The organism is Acidisphaera sp. S103 (assembly GCF_009765975.1).
Lineage (GTDB): Bacteria > Pseudomonadota > Alphaproteobacteria > Acetobacterales > Acetobacteraceae > Rhodopila.
Genome location: NZ_LMUJ01000018.1, coordinates 1 through 19,208, shown reverse-complemented (window position 1 = coordinate 19,208; position 19,208 = coordinate 1). Strand labels below are relative to the sequence as shown.

Sequence of the window (19,208 nt, the reverse complement as noted above, 5' to 3'; positions counted from 1 at the left end):
CGTGCCCGGACAGGGTGTCCTGATATGAGACAGTCTGATACCGTATCATATCAAGAAACGTGCCAGACAACCGTGGGACACGCCCGGCCATGACGGCAAATTATAGAAACCGGCCACGACACAATAAGACGGGCCGTCTTACGTCACCCGGAAGTTGCCGAACTGCCAGGGGCAGGACGCATCGACATCCTCCGGGAACAAACGGGCCCGATCGAGCAGCGGGGTCCAGTCGCTGTACGCCCCCACCATGTCGCCGAGGTAGGGTTCAGCCACCTGCAACACCCGTTCGTGGTCGAGGTGATCGGCCTCGACAATGCCCGCTCGGGGATTTTCCATCGCCCACACCATGCCGCCCAGCACCGCCGCCGTCACCTGCAGGCTCGTCGCATTGTTGTGCGGCGCCGCCGTTCGGGCCTGCTCGATCGACAGGCGCGACCCGTACCAATACGCACCACGCGCATGCCCCATCAGCAGCACGCCGAGTTCATCGATCCCGCTGCGGATTTCATTCATCATCAGCCGCTGCGCCGGCTGCTGCTGCCAGTTCCGCCCGGCCAGTTCATGCACCGACAGCACCGCGTCGTCGCACGGGTGATAAGCGTAATGCACCGTCGGCCGATAGCGGACCGAACCGTTGTCGACCACCGAGTAGTAATCGGCGATCGAGATCGACTCGTTATGCGTGATCAGGAACCCGTGCAGCGGCCCCGCCATCGGCGTCCAGGTCCGCACGCGGGTCGAAGCACCGGGGCGCATCAGATAGATCGCCGCGCCACCACCGAAATCATGACGGTGCCCATCCGCCGGCAGCGTCTTCTCATGCGAGCCCCAGCCGAGTTCGGCCGGCTGGCAGCCTTCGCCCACGAAGCCGTCGATCGACCAGGTATTGACGAACTCGCCCGGCCGCTTGGCGAACGACGCCGTCTGGGTGTCGCGTTCGGCGATGTGGATCACCTTCACGCCCAGGATCTCCGCCAACGCAGCCCAACCCGCTCGGTCTGTCGGGACATCTCGATAGACACCTGTATCGCGCGCGAGATTCACCAGCGCCTGCTTGACGAAATGCGAGACCAGCCCCGGATTGGCGCCATGTGTCAGCACCGCCGTCGGGCCTTCGCCACCGGCCAGCGTCAGCGCACTCTCCCGAAGAGCGTAGTTCGATCGTTGCGAGGGCGTCAGCGACAGATCGGTGTAGCCGCCGGCCCACGGCTCGATGCAGGTGTCGAGATACAACGCTCCCTGTTCCCGGCAGAACGCGATCAGCGCCACGGACGACACATCGACACTCAGGTTCAGCAGGAAATCGCCGGCGCCCACCAACGGCGTCAACACATCGCGGTAGTTGTCGCGCGTCAGCGGCGTTACGGTGAAGCTGATGCCGCTTTCAGCAGCGACATCGCGGCCGCGATCGTCACCGGAGACGATGACGATGCGGTCGTGCGGGATGTCGATATGACGCAGGATCAGGGGCAGAACGCCCTGGCCAATGCTGCCGAAACCCAGCATGACCAAGCGTCCGCCGAACGCGACGTGTTTCATCGGTCGGTACTCCTTCGTGTCAACCAATCAAGCGGCCTGTTGCGACTCCGCCTGATAGACCGGGGTGTCACCCATGGGGTTATCACCCACCTCGACGATCCTTGCCCTGTCAAAGCCATTAAATGCGGTGCGCAGGCAGGCGCCGTAGGCGCCAAGCTGGCCGACCTCGATCCAGTCGCCCTCAGCCACGTCCGCCGGCAGCAGGAACGGCCCGCGCATCACATCCGCGCTGTCACAGGTCGGCCCGAACAGCGAGAACGCGGTGGTGTCAGCGGCGGCCTCGGCGTCCGGACGGATCAGCCGCACCGGATAGCGAAACCCCAGCGCGCCGGCGTCGGCGAGGCTGCCGTACACGCCGTCGTTCACATACAGCGCGTCGCCACGTCGAGCCTGCACCTGCACCACGACCGAGGTTCCGGCGGCCACCAGGGCACGTCCCGGTTCCGCCCACAGGCGGACACCAGGCAGGCCTAGTGCGTCGAAGGAGGATTCGATCTCGGCGAAGAACGCGCCCAGCGGCGGCGGATCCTGGTCCGGATAGGCAACGGGAAAACCGCCGCCGACATCGATAACATCCACTGCCACGCCAGCCACTCGGATCACCTGCCCGGTCAGCGCGATCGCGTCGCGCCAGGCCAGCGGATCGAGGCACTGCGACCCGACATGGAAGCTGACCCCCAGCGTCGCCGCACATCCACGCGCCGCACGCAGCAGATCGACCGCGTCATCAAAGCACGCACCGAACTTGCCGGACAGGTCCAGCTTCGCCCCGCCCTTCGGCAGTGCAATGCGCACGATCAGCCCGAGCGCGCCCGGGATGCCGGTGGCGGCGATCTCGGTGCGGATTTTTGCCAGCTCATCGGCGCTGTCGAGGACGAAGTCGCGGACGTCATGACGGTCCCACGCCTCGCGGATCGCGCCGCGGGCCTTGATCGGGTGCATAAAGTGGATCGCGGCGTCGGGGAACATGTCGCGGACCAAACGGATTTCCGGCAGCGATGCGCAGTCGAAATGGCGCACGCCGCCGTCATGCAGCGCACGCAGCACCCCGGGGTCCGGGTTGCACTTCACGGCGTACAGCACGTCGCCGGGGAACGCCTGCACGAAGTCGCTGGCGGTGTCGGCAATAACGGTGGGACGCAGGCAGTGAACCGGCTCCTCCGGGCGATCGGCGGCGACCACCTGGTCAACCGTCGGACGGCGAACCGGATAAGCAAAGAACGGGCGGCGCAGAGGGGAAACGGCCGAACGGGTACGGGCAACAACAGACATCGTGGTCATCCTCGCGGACAAACGGGCACGCGCAAACGCACCCGTAACGAAACGTGGGACTTGGGCCGGTACCGCGCGAAAACGCAGCGGTAGCGGGTCAGACGATGCTGGTGGTACTTCGCATCCAGGGCGTGCGGTCGAACATCGGCGTGTTCCTAAACGACCCCGGCCCACTTGTTTGGCCGGGTCTATCGAAAAGGACGCGTTATACGTCGTTGCTGTGCCCTGACGGGCTCGCGGCACGTGCGATGCGTCACCGCCCCCGGGGATCGGAAGCGAGAAGCGCTATATAGGTCCGCTATCCCCGGGTTGTTATGCGTTTTTGGGGGACGGGTAGACCCTCAGCGCATAGCGCGGGCGCCCTGGAGGGCGAGATATTCCCAGACCATTGTCGCAGCGGCCAGAGCGGTGATCTCCGAGACGTCGAACGCGGGGGAAACCTCGACAATATCCATGCCAACGAAACGGACTTTCGTCAGTTTCCGCAGGATGGCCTGGGCCTGCCAGGATGCGAGGCCGCCGATTTCGGGCGTCCCAGTGCCGGGCGCGAACGCCGGGTCCAGCGCATCGATGTCGAAGCTGAGGTAAGCCGGGGCATCGCCGACGACATCGGCGATCCGGGCGGCGACGGCGGCGGGGCTGGACGCGTGGACATCCTGGGCGGACAGCACAGTCACGCCTTGCGAAAGTGTCCAGTCCATCACGTCTTTTTGCACCGGCGACCGGATGCCGATCTGGATCATGCGGTGCGGATCGACCAGGCGTTCGTTGATCGCATGGTAGAAGGGCGAACCATGTGCGTACGCCTGGCCGAAATTATCCGGCCATGTATCGACATGGGCATCGAAATGCACCAGCGCGACCGGTTGGCCAGATCGTTTCGTCAGCGCACGCAGCAGCGGCAGGGTGATGCCGTGCTCGCCGCCCAGAGCGATCAGGTGGCCGATCGGTTCGGCCTGGGACTGAATCGCCGCCAGGCTGCCCTGGATGTCGCCCAGCGCCAGTTGGAAGTCGCCACTATCGGACAAGGCCATGCGGGCCGGCTCGACCCAGTGTTCGGGGTGGTCGCCGTCGGTCAGCATCCGGCTGGCGCGCCTGATCGCCGCGGGTCCGTCCCGGGTGCCGGAGCGGTTGGTGGTGCCGATATCCATCGGAACCCCGGCGATCACGTACTCCGCGTCCTGGTCGGTGCGGGACACGCCCAGGAAGCTGGATGGAACGGCGTAGGTGGGGATGCCGGTCATGTGGGATAGTGCTCCGCGGGATTGATCCGCCTGAACGAAGATCGTTGGTGGGCTATCGACCTCGTTCCCCGTAGATCGCCGCCACATCCAGAACGATTCCCGGCGGATCGAGCCGGACGACACCGACATTCACCGCGTGCGAAACGATCTCGTTCCCAGCCCGCCAGTGATGGATGATCTCCTGGCGACGCGAGCGGACGACAAGGTAGTGCTGAATGGTCGGGACCCGGAAATAGTCCGCCAGCTTCTCGCCGCTATCCACGGACTGGGTGGATGGCGACAATACCTCTACGACGATGATGGGGTTGCTCGCCGCTGTCGCATCAGGCGGAAGCCTTGGGCCGCAATTCACCACCGCGTCGGGTTCGTAGTCGGTTTCCTCGTCGACCTCGATGGTCACGCCATCCGCGAGAGCCTCGCAATCAAGCCCTCCTTCACGAATAGCCTGGTCCAGGGCAGCCCAGACGCGGCTTTTGAGCCGGATGTGCTGAATACGCTCCGGCGACATGGCCACCGGTTCACCGGCGATGCGCTCATACCGCCGGGTCTGGCCTTCGGCCCAACGATGAAACTCCTCACGGGTCAGGCGTGGTGCCATCCGAACCTCCTGCCGCTGTCCCTGTAGCACGTCGCGCAGGTTCGGACATCTCAGCTTGTCGGTTCGGCGCCGTCGACCAGCAGCCGCAGCACCGCCATCCATGGGAAGCGCGTGTCCAGCACCGTCCCGTCCGGGGTCGCCAACTTGCCATCCAGCGTCACCGGCACCTGATTCATCGTCACGGAATCTTCAACGTTGCCGCCAATCGCCGAGATCCGCCCCGGAACGGACGTATCGACAACGATGTCACAATGCGAGGTGAACAAAGCCGGCGTCGGCAGGTTCTCGTACCGCAGCCCTTTCGCCCCCCCACGGCCGAAGCACACCAGATCGCCGGGCTGGGGCGCGTAATCCTGCACGCGTTCGGCGGACACCAGCCATTTGTTCGTCTGGCCCAGCGACTCGCGCCTCGCCGCGTTGATGTAGTCGGCGTGGTCGGCGGAGTAGGGGAAGCGTGCCCCGGCGCCGGCGATCCGCATGACGTAGGACACGAACGCCGCCGACCATGCGTAGTCGCCGTCGATGTCCCGGGAGAAAACCGCGCCGTGGCCGTCATGCTTGCCGGTCCAGCCGCTTTCCGGCGCGCCGGCGTTCAGGCCGAGCCACCAGTATTCCCCGACACGCTGCCACAGGCCTTCCTCGCGTTCGGGCTTGATGACGCGGGTGGCGTCCGCCGCCGGGTCGTACATGTTCTGGCCGAACAGCCGCCACTCGCGCAGGGCGATGGCAACCACTGCCTGCCGGCTAAACTGTTGATAGGGGACCTTGGCGAACGGCGGCACGTGGGCGTCTGGCATCGGGCTTCCCATGCAGGCGGCGAGCAAAAACAATGGCAGGATGGATAACCAGCGCATCGACAGTCTCGTATCGGCTTTCGGCGATTTTCGATAGAAGGTTCGCATAGGCCGGTGTCCAGATGGACGATGGTTCATCAAGATGCTGTCCAACCGGACACGAGCGTGGCACCTTTCCGCCATGCGCATCCACCTGCAAAATCCCGGCAATGATCCGCTGTTCGATTTCTCACGGGCGATGTGGGACGCCGTCGCCGCGCAAGCCCCGGATGTCGGCGAGGGCCACGACGTGTCCATTGGCGTCACACCCGCCGATTTCCTCGCCTGTATGCGCCATGCGGAGGCCCTGGTCTGCGACGCCAGTGTAATCAGGGCGCTGTTTCCCTGCCCCGCGCCGAACCTGAAGCTGATCTTCCTGACCAATGCCGGGCTGGACACGCTGGCGCCGTTCACCTGGCTGCCGCCGAATGTGGTGCTGATGAACAACCGGGGCACTCACGGGGCGAAATCGGGTGAGTTCGCGCTGATGTCCATCCTGATGCTCGCCAACCGGATCCCGGCCATGGTGGCCAACCAGCGCCATGGCGTCTGGCGTAAGCTGTGGGGCTCCGTCCTCCGCGATCGCAACCTCACCGTGGTCGGGCTTGGCACGCTGGGCGGCGCCACCGCCGAACACGCCACCCGCTTCGGCATGCACGTCACCGGCGTGCGCGCCCACCCGGCACCGCACCCCGCTTGTGCTCGTGTCATCGGCACCGATGCGCTGGATGAGGTACTGCCGGAGACCGAATTCCTCGTCCTCGCCTGCCCGCTGACCGAAGCCACGCGCGGCCTGATGACCCGGGACCGGCTGGAATCGCTGCCGTCCTCCGCCGGCGTGGTCAATATCGGCCGCGGCGAATTGCTGGACCAGGATGCACTGTGCGACCTGCTGGACCAGGAGCATCTGTCCGGCGCGGTGCTGGACGTGTTCACGCCGGAGCCGATTCCGCCCGGCCATCGGCTGTGGTCCACCCGAAACCTGGTCATCAGCCCGCATACCTCGGCCGATGACCCGCTGACCTACAACAAGGACAGCCTGGCGATCTTCCTGGATAATTTGCGTGCCCTGCGGGACGGGCGAGACCTGCCCAACCGCTACGACATCGCGCGCGGCTACTGATGCTGGCGACACTTGTTGCGCTGCTTGCCGCCGCCACCATCGCGGTGCCGCTGACACGGCGGTTCGGGCTTGGCAGCGTCCTCGGTTACCTGCTGGCGGGCGTGGCGATCGGGCCGTCGGGTCTCCGCCTGGTCAGCGACGTTGGTCAGATCGCCGATATCGCCTCGCTGGGCGTCGTCATGTTGCTGTTCCTGATCGGGCTGGAGCTGCGGCCCCGGCGTCTGTGGGTGATGCGGCGGGCAGTGTTCGCGCTGGGGTCGTCGCAGGTGGTGATCAGTGGCGCGGTGCTGGCGGTGCTGGCGCACATGGCGGGCGTGGCGTGGGCCGGTTCAGTTGTGCTGGGCGCGGGTCTGGCGATGTCCTCGACCGCTATCGTGCTGCCGATGTTCGCCGAGGCCGACCTGCTGAAAAGCCGAGCGGGGCGGGATGGGTTCGCGGTGCTGCTGTTTCAGGATCTGGCGTTCATTCCGCTGGTCGCTTTGGTGCCGTTGCTGGCGCAGCACAGCCTGCCCAACCAGGTGCCTTGGCACGACGTTGCCCGCGGTGTCGCGGCCGTCGCCGTCATCCTGGTGGGCGGGCGGTTCGCGGTTCCGCCACTGATCCGCATACTGGGCGGCGCCCGCACGCCGGAGCTGTTCACCCTGGCGTCGCTGCTGATCGTGGCCGGCACCGCCTACATCGCCAACCTCGCCGGGCTGTCGATGTCGCTTGGGGCATTCATGGCGGGCGTGCTGTTGTCGGAATCGGAATACCGGCACGAATTGCAGGCCGACATCGCCCCGTTCGAGGGCCTGCTGCTGGGGTTCTTCTTCATCTCGGTGGGAATGTCGGCTGATATGGGGCTGGCGCGCACCCATCCCGGGCTGCTGGCCGGCGCCACCGCCGCGCTGCTGCTGGCAAAGGCCGTGGTCTGCTTCGTCCTCGCCTTGGTGTCGCGGCAGAAGCTTGCCGACGCGGTCCGGTTCGGCCTGGCACTGCCGCAGGCCAGCGAGTTCAGCTTCGTGCTGTTCGGCGTCGCCGTCGGGATCGGGGCGCTGGCGCCGGAAAACGCGGCGATGGCCACGCTGGTCGCCGCGGTCTCGATGGCCGCGACGCCCGTGCTGTTCGCGGTGTCGGAACGGTTCGTGATCCCCGCGCTGGAAGCCGAACCTGTGCCGGATTTCGACACGATCGAGGCGGCGGACGCGCCGGTGATCCTGTGCGGCGTTGGGCGGTTCGGGCAGATCGTCGCCCGTGTGCTGCGGATGCACGGGATCAAGTTCACCGCGCTGGAACGCGACCCCGGCCAGGTGGATGTGCTGCGGCGGTTCGGCAACAAAGTGTATTTCGGCGATCCGACCCGGCCGGACCTGCTGCGAGCATCGGGGGCGGAGCAAGCGAAGCTGCTGATCGTCGCGTTGGATCACATGGAAGACTCGCTGCGGGTGGTCGAGGTCGCCAGACGCAACTTTCCGCAACTGAAAATCCTCGCCAGGGTGCGCAACCGGCGTCACGCCTACCTGATGATGGACCGGGGCGTGGACGGGCTGGTGCGGGAGACGTTCTACTCCAGCCTGAAAATGGCGGAAGACTCGTTGCTGGCACTGGGGATTTCTCCCGAGGATGCCGCACGATCAGTCGAGCTGTTCCGCACGCACGACGAACAGACCTTGCTGGATGCGCATGCGATCTACCGGGACGAGAAACAGTTGATCCAAAGCGCCCAGCAGGCGACCGAGGAACTGATGGCGCTATTCGAGGCGGATCAGCCGAAAACCACCGGTCATTAACCGATCGTTCATGTTACAACTCTACTGGTGTCGCTGACCGCTCCGGATGGGACGGCCAGGAGGCCACAGTTGGACCCGAGCAAATCTATTTCGCATCCGGACCGCGAATTCGGACGCGTCCTGGACCTGCACAAGGCGTTCTTCAGCCGCGTCCCGGGCGGGCGGCGGGCGAGCCTGAAATTCATGGATCTCTCCGGCCTGGACCTCGCGGGGCGCTGTCTGGCGGAGGCGGACCTCAGCGGTGCCCGCTTCCGGTTCGCGGATATGCGGGCGGCGGACCTGCGCGGCGCCAACATGTTCGGCGCGGACCTGACTGGGGCCAACCTGACCGGCGCCAGGCTGGAGGCCGCGGACCTGCGCGGCGCCACGCTGCGGGACACCGTGCTGATCAAAGCCGACCTGACCCGCGTTGATCTGCGGGAGGGTATGCTGGTGGCCGCGGCGAGCGGCGATCTGCAGCACAGCCACGAAAACAAGGGCACGGTGCTGGAAGGCGCCGACGCACGCGGTGCCGGCTTCCGCCATGCTCGCTTGTCTGATGCGGTGCTGAAAAAGGCCGATCTGCGCAACGCCGACCTCCGCAACAGCATCCTGGCGCGCGCCACCCTGGGCAACGCCGATTTGACCGGGTGCAATCTGCGTGGCGCCGACCTGACCAGCGCCAACATGACGGGGGCGATCCTCGATGGCGCGGCGCTCGACAACGCCACGATGGTCTCGGCGGTGCTGCAGAAGGCGAGCCTGATGGGCGTCGTGCTGGACGACGTCGATCTCAGCCGGACCGATATGCGGGATGCCGTCGTTCCCCGGCCACCGCAGGCCAGCGTGTCCGAGATCATCGCCCAGCATGCGCGATGGGTGGAGAACAAGGGACAGACCGGGGCGCGGGCGGACCTGACCGGGACCGACCTGGCGGGTGTCGATCTGCGCGGCGTCGACCTCAGCGCCGCTGTGCTGAAAGGGGCGGTGCTGCGTGGCGCCAACCTGACCGGGGCACTGCTGGCGATGGCCGATCTGTCGCTGGTAGACGGCCGGCAGGTGACCCTGGCTGGAGCCGACCTACGCGGGATCAGGCTGGAGGGGGCGATCCTGACCGGCGCCAACCTGTCGGAAGCTCGGTTCGGCCCCCTGCCGATCTCCGGGCACGTGCATTGGCCGGCGAACCTGACCTACGCTCGGCTGGGGACGGCATGCCTGGCCAAGGCCGACCTGACGCAGGCGAACCTGCGCTGGGCCGATCTGAGTCAGGCCGATATGCGGGGGGCCGATCTGTCCGGCGCATCGCTGTGCGAGGCTGTGCTGCGGGGCACGGATTTGCGCGGGGTCAAGCAGGAGGGCGCCGATTTCACCGGATGCGTCGGTTTGGCGGCCGCGAAGGGTGTCGCGGTGTAGGGCCGTTTTCCGCAGGATCAAACACGGCTTCTCCGTCACGGCCCGGCACGACCGATTCGTTGTCGACCGGCACACTCTCACCGTCATGGCCGGGCGTCAGTCCCGGCCATCTGCGCACAAGCGGACGAAACGCGGATAGCCGGACACGCCCGGCTATGACGGATAGGCCTCCGACGATCCGGCCAGAACGTCAGGCCGCCGCGTCGGCGTCGATCTTGCGTTCGAAGCGCTTGCGCTCGTTGGGATCCAGATAGCGCTTGCGCAGGCGAATGGCGGTCGGGGTGACTTCGACGAATTCGTCGTCCTCGACGTAGGCGATCGCCTGTTCCAGGCTCATTTTACGCGGCGGAATCAGCAGCATCGCGTCATCCTTGCCGGCGGCTCGGATGTTGGTCAGCTTCTTTTCCTTGATCGGGTTCACTTCCAGGTCGGATTCCCGGGAATGCTCGCCCAAGATCATGCCCTGGTAGACCTTCTCGCCAGGGTTCACGAACATCGTGCCGCGTTCCTGGATGTACCACAGCGAGTAGTGGACGGCTTCGCCCGCCTCGGTGGAGATCAAGGAGCCAGCCCGGCGGCCCTCGATCGGGCCTTTCCAGGCGCCGTAGCCGGCGAACAGGCGGTTCATGATGCCGGTGCCGCGCGTGTCGGTCAGGAATTCACCGTGATAGCCGATCAGCCCGCGGCTGGGGATGTTGAAGGTCATGCGGACCTTGCCGCCACCGGACGGGCGCATATCGCGCATGTCGCCCTTGCGGCGGCTGAGCTTTTCCACCACCACGCCAGTGTAGGGCTCGTCGACGTCGACCAGCACCTCTTCCATCGGCTCTTCGCGTTCGCCGGTCTCCGGATTGCGCCGTGTCAGCACGCGGGGACGGCCGATCGTCAGCTCGAAACCCTCGCGGCGCATCTGCTCGATCAGCACACCGAGTTGCAGTTCGCCGCGGCCGGCGACCTCGAAGGCGTCGGTTTCGTTGGAGTCGGTGATCTTGATGGCGACGTTGCCCTCGGCCTCGCGGAACAGCCGCTCGCGGATCTGGCGCGACGTCACCTTCTTGCCTTCGCGGCCGGCGAGCGGCGAATCGTTAATGCGGAAGGTCATCGCCAGGGTCGGCGGATCGACCGGGATGGCTTCCAGCGGGCCACCCAGTTCCGGCGCGCCGATGGTGTCAGGGATGGTGCCCTCGGACAGGCCGGCCACGGCGATGATGTCGCCGGCCATGACCTCATCCACCGGCACCCGGTCCAGGCCGCGGAACGACAGCAGCTTGGTCAGGCGGCCGGTTTCCACCACGGAGCCGTCGCGGCGCAGGACCTTCACCTGCATGTTGACCTTGCCCATGCCCTGTTCGACACGCCCGGTCAGCACGCGGCCCAGGAAGTTGTCGTATTCCAGGATGCTGGCGACCATGGCGAACGGCTCATCCGGCTTCACCGTCGGTGCCGGGACATGGCGCACCACCAGGTTGAACAGCGCCGACAGGTCCTGCCGCGGGCCGTCCAGCGTCTCATCCGCCCAGCCGTTGCGACCCGACGCGTAGAGCATCGGGAAATCGAGTTGGCTGTCGGAGGCGCCGAGGGCAGCGAAAAGATCGAAAATCTCGGTGTGGACTTCGTCGGGGCGGGCGTCCTGGCGGTCGACCTTGTTGACCACGACGATGGGGTGGATGCCGCGAGCCAGGGCCTTGCCGACGACGAACTTGGTCTGCGGCAGCACGCCCTCGGCGGCGTCGACCAGCACGATCGCACCGTCCACCATGTTCAGGATGCGCTCGACCTCACCGCCGAAGTCGGCGTGGCCGGGGGTGTCGACGATGTTGATCCGCGTGTCCTGCCAGACCACCGAAGCGCACTTCGCCAGGATGGTGATGCCGCGCTCCTTCTCCAGGTCGTTGCGGTCGAGCGCACGTTCGGTGACCGCCTGATGTTCCCGGAACGCGCCGGACTGGCCAAGCAGTTTGTCAACGAGCGTGGTCTTGCCGTGATCGACATGGGCGATGATAGCGACGTTACGAATCTGCATACGGTCCTGGCTTTGGGATGGTGCGGCGCACACTTAGGCGGTATCCCGACGGGATACGAGGGAAAAACGGGCCAACCGGCGCGTTTCTGCCATGCTTCGCAAAAGCGTCATGAAGGGCGGCGGGACGGACCGCCGGGGGCCTTTTGCACGCGATAGTCGAACAAAGCAAGGACGAATCCTGCCATAGCGGCGGCTCGGCGACGGCATTTATGTATTGGCCGTGGGTGAGGGAGGCTCTCGATGAGCGATCTGGCGAACAGCGATGTGCATGGCGGCTACGCCGACCCGGTTCGGCGGCTGTTGGCCATTCGAAAAACTAACAACGCCGAACCTGACAAGTGGATTGACTATCCTGCTCGGTTCGGCCTCGGGGAGGAGCATGTCGGGACGCTGATCCAAATGGCCCTCGATCCGGCGCTGCTGGACGCCGAATTGGAGACGGCCGAGGTGTGGGCGCCGGTGCATGCGTGGCGGGCGCTGGGCCAGTTGCGGGCTGAGACATCGGCCGCGTCGTTGCTGGATTTGCTGAGGGTGCCGGAGGTAGACGACGCCGCGGTCGGGGATTTGCCGGTGGTGTTCGGCATGATCGGGCCATCGACGCTTCCACTGCTCGCCGGGTTCCTGGCCGATCGGACGAATTCGGAATACGGGCTGGCAGTCACGATATCAGCGGTTTCGACCGTCGGCGAGCGCACGCCGGCGTGCCGGGATGAATGCGTCGGCATTTTGATGCGGATGCTGGACCTGGCCCGCGACATCGATCCGTCGACCGGCGGCTTCGTGGTGGTCGCGTTGCTCGACCTGAAGGCGGTGGAGACGATTGATGCGATCCGGGATGCGTTCGCGCGCGGAGCGGTCGAGCCCTCGATCGCCGGCGACCTTGAGGATATCGAGATCGAACTGGGGCTGCGAGACCGTCGGGCCACGCGGCGCCCGAATTATGGGTTGATGGCCGCAGGCCCGCCGTCGCCGCCGGATCGTTTTGCGCCCGAGGTGCTGCCTAAGCGGCAGGAGGTCGGGCGCAACGACCCGTGTCCGTGCGGCAGCGGGAAGAAATACAAAAAGTGCTGCCTGGCGGCGTGATATCGCCGGGCGGATAGCGGAGATCATGGCGACGGCTGCTCGAACAGTCGCCGCCATGACGATCGCCTCATATCCCGAGCGGAATTGTCAGTTCTGTTTCGTCCGTGTTCAGCACGAATACCGCGAGGAGCTTGGCCGGGTGCGTCTCGCTGGCATTGGCGCTGACGCTATGGCGGTCTCCGGGCATTTCAGAGAAGCTCTGCCCGGCCTGGTAGATCGTCACCGGTCCATCGTTGACCTGGCTGCGGATCGCCCCCTCAAGAACGGTCGCGTAGATGAAGGCGGATTTGGGATGGGTGTGGCCGGGCGAGTAGCCGCCTGGGCCATATTCAACCAATACACCCTTGATGCTCTTGCCGGGGACGTTCGGCAGCTCGTGCTGGTAGACGAGAGTGACCTTGGCGTTCTTCGATTTCGGTGTCTCCGCGAACCCGCCGCTGAACGGCAGGGCGGCGATCAGCAGCGCACAAAGGATGCGTTTCATCGGCCTATCCTTCGGTTGAGGGGATGCGGGATCAGGCTCCCGCCCGGGACCGGCGGAGCCACTCGTCCAAACCGATACGACCGAGGCGCGCTTCGCCCAACGGCACGAGCGAGCGCTCCTCGACCCGGCCGCCCCAGTATCGGGCCTCGGGATCGCTCACGACCTCACGCGGGTCGCCGACCGCCTTCAGATAGCGGGCAATGATTGCGTTGAACGGTGCGCATTCCGGTCCAGCGATCTCGACGATGCCGTTTCGGGGCGCCGCGAGCGCCACATCGGCGACGACAGCGGCGACGTCGTCCGCGGCGATGGGTTGGAACAGGCCGGGCGAGAGCCTGACCCGGTTTCCATCCGCGCTTGAATCGGCGATGGCACCCAGGAATTCCAGAAACTGGGTCGCGCGGATGATGGTGTAAGGTATGCCGGAAGCCTCGATCAGTTTCTCTTGGGCGACCTTGGCGCGGAAATAGCCGTTGTCAGGCGACCGGTCGGTTCCCACGATAGAGAGTGCGATATGGTGCCCGACGCCAGCCGCGGCCTCCGCCGCGAGAAGATTCTGGCCGGAGGTCTCGAAGAACGCCAGCACCGTCTTGTCTTCAAATGACGGCGAATTGACGAGGTCGATCACCACCCGTGCGCCGGCCATGACCTCTTTGAGCCCGTCGCCGGTGATGGTGTCGACCCCGCTTTTGGGCGATGCGGCGACGGCTTCGTGGTCCCCCTGCCGTAGAATGGTGACGGTCTTCGAGCCAATCAGGCCGGTGCCGCCGATGACGACGATCTTCATTGGTTGTACCTCCTTCATTGAATGCCCGCCGCGCTTCGCCGTTCCGCGGCACCGTTCGCCGAGAGGCTTAAGTCCCTCTCGGAGGCCGGTGGGATCTCTTTCTCCGTCCCGGCCCGCATCATCTAAGTGCGCCGAACGGAACGGCGGTCAAGACTGGCCTCGGGCCACCGCCGGGGGCGGCGCGCAGCCAGCCTTGCCGGCCGCGGGCACGACGAAATGCCCGATCAGGTCAGGATTCTTGTCATGAAAGATCGAATAAGTGCCGCCGGTCGGACGGCAATTCCCGTGCCCGCGTCATGCCGAGACATCATCTGTCGGGTACGCATACGACAGAGAGCGGTTCACGCCTCGGCATGTCGATCAATCCGAGTTGGTCGTGCCTCTGGTGTTTTCAGTGGCCTGCCGATCCCAGACGCCCATCGCAAGATGCGACGAACGTCTGGGACAGGACACTAGGTGAAATTCGAGCGGTTCAGAGAGGTCACATCCTCGAACGTGATTTTTGTCCCGTCCGACAGTCCGATCGTGACAGAGCCGTGACTGACCGTTTGACTGGCCAACGCTTCGTTGATCGCTCCGTGCCCGTATCCCTTCAGGTCGATCTTGATCGAGGCCGGGTCGAAGATGTTCTGCACTAGCTCGGTTCCGCCCGCCTGATGATTGATGAATTCGAACACCTGATTGCCGAACCCAGCCGATACTGTCGCATTCCCGGAACCGCCGACGAACGTGTCGGCGCCCAGGCCGCCTACCAACAAATCATTGCCGGAGCCTGCTTTCAGTTTGTCATTGCCCGTGGAGAAGGCCGCCGACAGGGTCTCGTTGCCAGACCCGGCGATGAGAAGCTGGTGTCTGTCCCCGTAGGCGAACAACTGATCCTGGTTCCCCCCACCGACCAGAGTGGCGACCCCGTCGCCGGCAAACAGGAAGTTGTTGCCGCCCGACCCACCGACAATGAACTGTTTCCCAGTCGAGCCTGCCGATCCGAGATAGGTGTCACTGCCGGTGCCGCCCACGATGGTCGCACCGCCTGTGCCGCCAATGAAAACCAGATTGCTGCCATTGCCCTGGACGAAATCACGGCGCGCGCCGGAGGCATCGATGGTTTCGGCGCCTGATCCACCCACGATTGTGTCATCGCCGGTCGAAGAGATGACATCCTTGCCACCCCCCAGCAGGATCGCGTTGTGGCCGCCACCAGCACCGATCGTCGCATTGCCCGTCCCAAGCGCGGCAATGATGTCGTTTCCCCCACCGGTGTAGAGCAACCAATTGCCGGATCCGCCAACGTCCAACCGATTGTTGCCGCCACCCGCCACCACCGTTCCCGACCCGCTTGCGGCGAGGAACGTCAGATCGGTCTTCGATCCCGACAGGATCGTCTCGTCCGGTGCCCCCGAACTCAACACCACGGCTGAGCCACGCTTGGTGACGAGGTCGATCGTATAGCCGGGCGGCATCACGAACAGAGGCGTTTCCGTCTGCACAAAGGCACCGGTGACACCGGCCGGGACCGTCGGAGGCGTCCCATGTTGATCGGATTCAGTAACAATTTTACCGGCAGCGATACCGGCGTTGATCTGGGCGGCGACCTGCTGTGCTAGCAGAAAATTCGAGGTTTTATCAAACCCGATTCTGATGTTTTCCCCAGAACTACCGTGTACCGTAACAGACGAAACCATTGTGGCTCCCCTTCCCGAAGTGTCTATCGCCTTGGTGCGGGTCCATCATTGCCACGGCCTCTTATGGCATTCCACCTGGATCTGATTGTTTCAATTCAGTTACTGCAACAAAATATTTGATTAATAAAGTACATCCCAGCAATCTATGAGAGCGGCGCTAAATTTAGAGTGCAACGCCATGCGAATTTGCGATTTTGGCACGTGCGTTGCTTGTATATCAGGCGCTGAATAGAAAGATGTGTCATCGAGTTACCTAACGCACCCGTTGTCATCAGAAAATTTAGATTCCGCGGGCCTCCGCTCGCTCGATCGTGAACGCGTGTGTGTGTCGCGCACAACTACGTCTATTTTTGACGACAGTTTCTTACGAAACTTACCCCTGAAGCGCTCAAACTGGCGGCGATGTCGCCCACAATCGGGGATAGGTGACACTGGCGAAGGCCAGGCCGACGCAATGCTGACGATGTTTCTCTATTCGGCTGAAAGGGCCGTTTCTCCGTCCCAGCCCGCATCATCGAAATCCGCCGAACCGAGCGGCGATCAAGAGTGGCCGCAGGCGACGCGCAAGCGGTCTTGACGGCCGCGAGCACGGCACCACGCTCGATCAGGTCGGAACTCTTGTCATGAAAGATCCAATAAGTCCCGCCGACTGCACGACGGCTTCGTCCAGCGCGAAGTGCCCCGCGTCGAGAATGTGGGATTCCGCGTTCGGCAGGTCGCGCCGGAACGCCTCGACTTCGGTGACCGAGAACGACGGGTCATAGCGCCCCCACAGAACCAGTGTCGGCGACTGCCGGTCGCGCAGCCACGCCTGCCAGGCCGGATAAGACGCCGGATTGGTCCGATAGTCGTAGAACAAATCGAGCTGAATGCGTCCCTGACCCGGCCGCGCCAGGAACGCCGCTTCGTCGTTCCACAGGTCCGGATCGTAGCGCTCGGGATTGGGTGACGTGCCCACATGCCGCTGTCTGGCCGCCTCCGGCGAGATCAGGTTCGCTCGAACCCGGGCTTCGTTCGCCGCCGGATCGGCCCAATACGCCTTCCGAGGGTCCCAGAGCGGGCCAGAAATCCCTTCCTCATGTGCCACAGCATTCTGCACGATCAGGGCGGTCAGGCGACCAGGGTGCGCCAAGGCGAGGCGGAAGCCGACCGGGCCGCCATAGTCCTGCATGTACAGCGCGTAGCGGGTCAATCCGATCGCTCGGGTAAATCCGTCCATCACCCGGGCGAGATGGTCGAATGTATAGGCAAACGTATTCGGGGGCGGCGCATCGGAGTTGCCGAAACCGGGATAGTCGGGCGCGACCAGGCGGAACCGGTCGGCCAGCAGCGGCATCAACGTCGCGAACATGCGCGATGATGATGGGAACCCGTGCAGCAGCAGGATAACCGGCGCATCGACCGGCCCCGCCTGGCGATAGGAGATCCGCGCGCCGTCTACGACAACCGCGTGGTACGTCGTCGGGGGAATCTGGGAATGCATCCTCGGCTCCTTGGAAACGCACCACACACATATCGACGATCGGCGCTGCGGGAATAGCGGCTGACAATGATCGTCAGAATTCCGTAAAACGGAAGAATGGGCAGATTTCGACGATGATCCTGCCGCTGAGCCGCCGCCGCAATCCGATCCCGATTGAACCCGGCGATCGGAGATGGCAGCCTGCCGTATCCACAGAAGGACCCCCCGCCATGGACCCGACCTTCCTGTCCGCCACCCAACTGGCGGACCTCGTTCGCAGCAAGAAAATCGGCGCCCTGGAGCTGCTGGATCATTATATCGGCCGCGTCGAACGGCTCGACCCAAAGATCAACGCCGTCGTGGTGCGAGACTTCGACCGAGCCCGCACCAGGGCCAGGACGCTGGATGACAAGGCGGACAAGTCGGCACCGCTGTTCGGCGTGCCGATGACCACGAAGGAGAGCTTCGACATCGCCGGCCTGCCCACCACCCGCGGGCACGCGGCGATGAAGGACACGCCGGTGCGCGTGTCCACCATCGCCGTCCGCCGCCTGGAAGCCGCCGGTGCGGTCGTCTTCGGCAAGACCAACGTGCCGGTCGATCTGGCGGACTGGCAAAGTTACAATCCGGTCTACGGCACCACGTCCAACCCGTGGAACGCCGATCACACGCCGGGCGGGTCCTCCGGCGGGTCGGCCGCGGCGCTGGCCGCCGGGCTGACGGGGTTCGAGATCGGCACCGATATCGGCGGGTCGATCCGCGTGCCGGCACATTACTGCGGCGTGTTCGGCCACAAGCCGACGTTCGGGTTGCTGCCGAACTACGGCGATCCCGCGACCAGTTCCGCCGCCGGCGGTGCCGATATCTCCGTGATGGGACCCATGGCCCGGTCGGCGTCCGATCTCGCCGCCGGGCTGGATATCCTGGCCGGCCCTGATCCGGACGAGACCGGCCTGACCGTGACCCTGCCAACGCCCCGATTCACCGGCCTGAAAGACCTGCGCGCGGCGGTATGGGCAGAGCAGCCTGGCCAGGTCACCGACAGCGAGACTTCGGCACAGCTGCTGGAACTCGCCGACGCGCTCGAACGCCAAGGCGTCACCGTCAGCCGCACCGCCAGGCCCGCGTTCGACGCGACCGAGGCCTATCATCTGTACCTGCAATTGCTGGATTGCGCCTGGAGCAGCCGCCTGTCCGACGACGTCGTCGCCAACAAGGTGGCCCGTGCGGCTGCACTGCCCGACAACGCCAAGAGTGCCGACGACGTCATGGTACGCATGGCCGAGCTAACCCACCGCAAGTGGCTTGGTTTGAACGAGAAACGATTCCAATGGCGCCGCCTGTGGTCGGCGTTCTTCCGAGACTGGGATGTGCTGCTGTGTCCGGTGATCGCGTCGGCCGCCTTGCCGCACCGCCAGGACGGCCCGACCTGGGAGCGCCGGATCACCATCGACGGGAAGGACATCGCCTACAACGACATGCTGTTCTGGCCCGGCCTGACCGGCGGCTATCACCTGCCGGGGACGGTGGCCCCGCTGGGGATGACGAAGGCCGGCCTGCCGCTGGGCGTGCAGATCGCCGGCCCAATCCACGGCGACCGCACCACGATCGCCGTGGCAGCGTTGCTGGAGCAGGCGTGGCTTGGCTTCAAGCCGCCGCCGGGGTGGTGAGGGTTAAGTTATACTGAGTTCGTTGAGGTTGACCCGCCGGCCATTGCCGCGCACTCGTCATGGTGAGCGAAGGCAGGCTATCCACACAACCCGTCATGGTGGGCGAAGGCCCGCCATCCACGCCTCTGGCTCGACCAGCAAAAGGCGTGGGTGCCGATCTTCATCGGCATGAGTGCGTCCGTGAGGGCGCTTTGTCAGCACGGTGCGAGTCCGTGCCTGGGATGGTCGCAATCCCAGAAATCAAAGG

General features: G+C 64.9%; 15 protein-coding genes. 5 read left to right on the top strand and 10 right to left on the bottom strand.

The features are described from left to right. Positions 1-138 precede the first annotated feature (138 nt). The 5 genes from GSQ89_RS01795 to GSQ89_RS01775 form a co-directional block, all read right to left on the bottom strand. Positions 139-1,539: a homospermidine synthase gene (locus tag GSQ89_RS01795; protein WP_158921415.1), complete on the bottom strand. Its 1,401-nt coding sequence runs from the start codon at positions 1,537-1,539 to the stop codon at positions 139-141. Between the two features lie 27 nt (positions 1,540-1,566). Further along, positions 1,567-2,811, bottom strand: a complete 1,245-nt coding sequence (locus GSQ89_RS01790) for a type III PLP-dependent enzyme (protein WP_158921413.1) — start codon at positions 2,809-2,811, stop codon at positions 1,567-1,569. A gap of 341 nt (positions 2,812-3,152) precedes the next feature. After that, positions 3,153-4,055 (bottom strand): agmatinase, encoded by a 903-nt coding sequence (gene speB / locus GSQ89_RS01785; protein ID WP_158921411.1) that lies wholly within the window; start codon positions 4,053-4,055, stop codon positions 3,153-3,155. 52 nt (positions 4,056-4,107) lie between these two features. After that, the gene (locus GSQ89_RS01780) at positions 4,108-4,653 is read right to left on the bottom strand and encodes a Uma2 family endonuclease (RefSeq protein WP_158921409.1); all 546 of its coding nucleotides are present in this window, start codon (positions 4,651-4,653) and stop codon (positions 4,108-4,110) included. A gap of 50 nt (positions 4,654-4,703) precedes the next feature. Further along, a complete protein-coding gene (locus tag GSQ89_RS01775; protein WP_254073031.1) occupies positions 4,704-5,450 on the bottom strand; it encodes a DUF2272 domain-containing protein in 747 nt (248 codons plus the stop codon). A 139-nt stretch (positions 5,451-5,589) separates the two neighbouring features. Here GSQ89_RS01775 and GSQ89_RS01770 point away from each other — a divergent pair, with 139 nt between their 5' ends. From GSQ89_RS01770 to GSQ89_RS01760, 3 genes are all read left to right on the top strand, one after another. Then, positions 5,590-6,609 (top strand): D-2-hydroxyacid dehydrogenase, encoded by a 1,020-nt coding sequence (locus GSQ89_RS01770; protein ID WP_254073030.1) that lies wholly within the window; start codon positions 5,590-5,592, stop codon positions 6,607-6,609. Then, complete coding sequence (locus tag GSQ89_RS01765) at positions 6,609-8,378, top strand: monovalent cation:proton antiporter-2 (CPA2) family protein (protein ID WP_158921407.1); 1,770 nt, start codon at positions 6,609-6,611, stop codon at positions 8,376-8,378. Before GSQ89_RS01770 ends, GSQ89_RS01765 begins: the two co-directional genes overlap by 1 nt. Positions 8,379-8,447: 69 nt before the next feature. After that, positions 8,448-9,770: a pentapeptide repeat-containing protein gene (locus GSQ89_RS01760; RefSeq protein WP_158921405.1), complete on the top strand. Its 1,323-nt coding sequence runs from the start codon at positions 8,448-8,450 to the stop codon at positions 9,768-9,770. Positions 9,771-9,960: 190 nt separating this feature from the next. Here GSQ89_RS01760 and typA read toward each other — a convergent pair whose 3' ends face one another. Then, positions 9,961-11,793 carry a translational GTPase TypA gene (gene typA, locus GSQ89_RS01755; RefSeq protein WP_158921403.1) on the bottom strand — a complete coding sequence of 611 codons (1,833 nt, stop codon included), beginning with the start codon at positions 11,791-11,793 and terminating at the stop codon, positions 9,961-9,963. Between the two features lie 240 nt (positions 11,794-12,033). Here typA and GSQ89_RS38990 point away from each other — a divergent pair, with 240 nt between their 5' ends. After that, on the top strand, positions 12,034-12,876 hold the full coding sequence (locus tag GSQ89_RS38990; RefSeq protein ID WP_254073029.1) for a YecA family protein: 843 nt from the start codon (positions 12,034-12,036) through the stop codon (positions 12,874-12,876). Between the two features lie 67 nt (positions 12,877-12,943). Here the strand turns inward: GSQ89_RS38990 and GSQ89_RS01745 are convergent, their stop codons facing one another. From GSQ89_RS01745 to GSQ89_RS01730, 4 genes are all read right to left on the bottom strand, one after another. After that, positions 12,944-13,360, bottom strand: coding sequence for a cupin domain-containing protein (locus tag GSQ89_RS01745; RefSeq protein ID WP_158921401.1), 417 nt, complete (start codon positions 13,358-13,360; stop codon positions 12,944-12,946). A gap of 31 nt (positions 13,361-13,391) precedes the next feature. Then, entirely contained in the window at positions 13,392-14,147 is a 756-nt protein-coding gene (locus tag GSQ89_RS01740) for an SDR family oxidoreductase (protein WP_158921399.1), read from the bottom strand. 452 nt (positions 14,148-14,599) lie between these two features. Beyond that, complete coding sequence (locus GSQ89_RS01735) at positions 14,600-15,829, bottom strand: calcium-binding protein (protein ID WP_158921397.1); 1,230 nt, start codon at positions 15,827-15,829, stop codon at positions 14,600-14,602. A gap of 604 nt (positions 15,830-16,433) precedes the next feature. Further along, positions 16,434-17,312 carry an alpha/beta fold hydrolase gene (locus GSQ89_RS01730; RefSeq protein WP_158921395.1) on the bottom strand — a complete coding sequence of 293 codons (879 nt, stop codon included), beginning with the start codon at positions 17,310-17,312 and terminating at the stop codon, positions 16,434-16,436. Between the two features lie 209 nt (positions 17,313-17,521). On the opposite strand from GSQ89_RS01730, the gene GSQ89_RS01725 reads away from it, so the two are divergent. Beyond that, positions 17,522-18,961, top strand: a complete 1,440-nt coding sequence (locus tag GSQ89_RS01725; RefSeq protein WP_158921393.1) for an amidase — start codon at positions 17,522-17,524, stop codon at positions 18,959-18,961. The last annotated feature ends 247 nt before the right edge of the window (positions 18,962-19,208 follow it).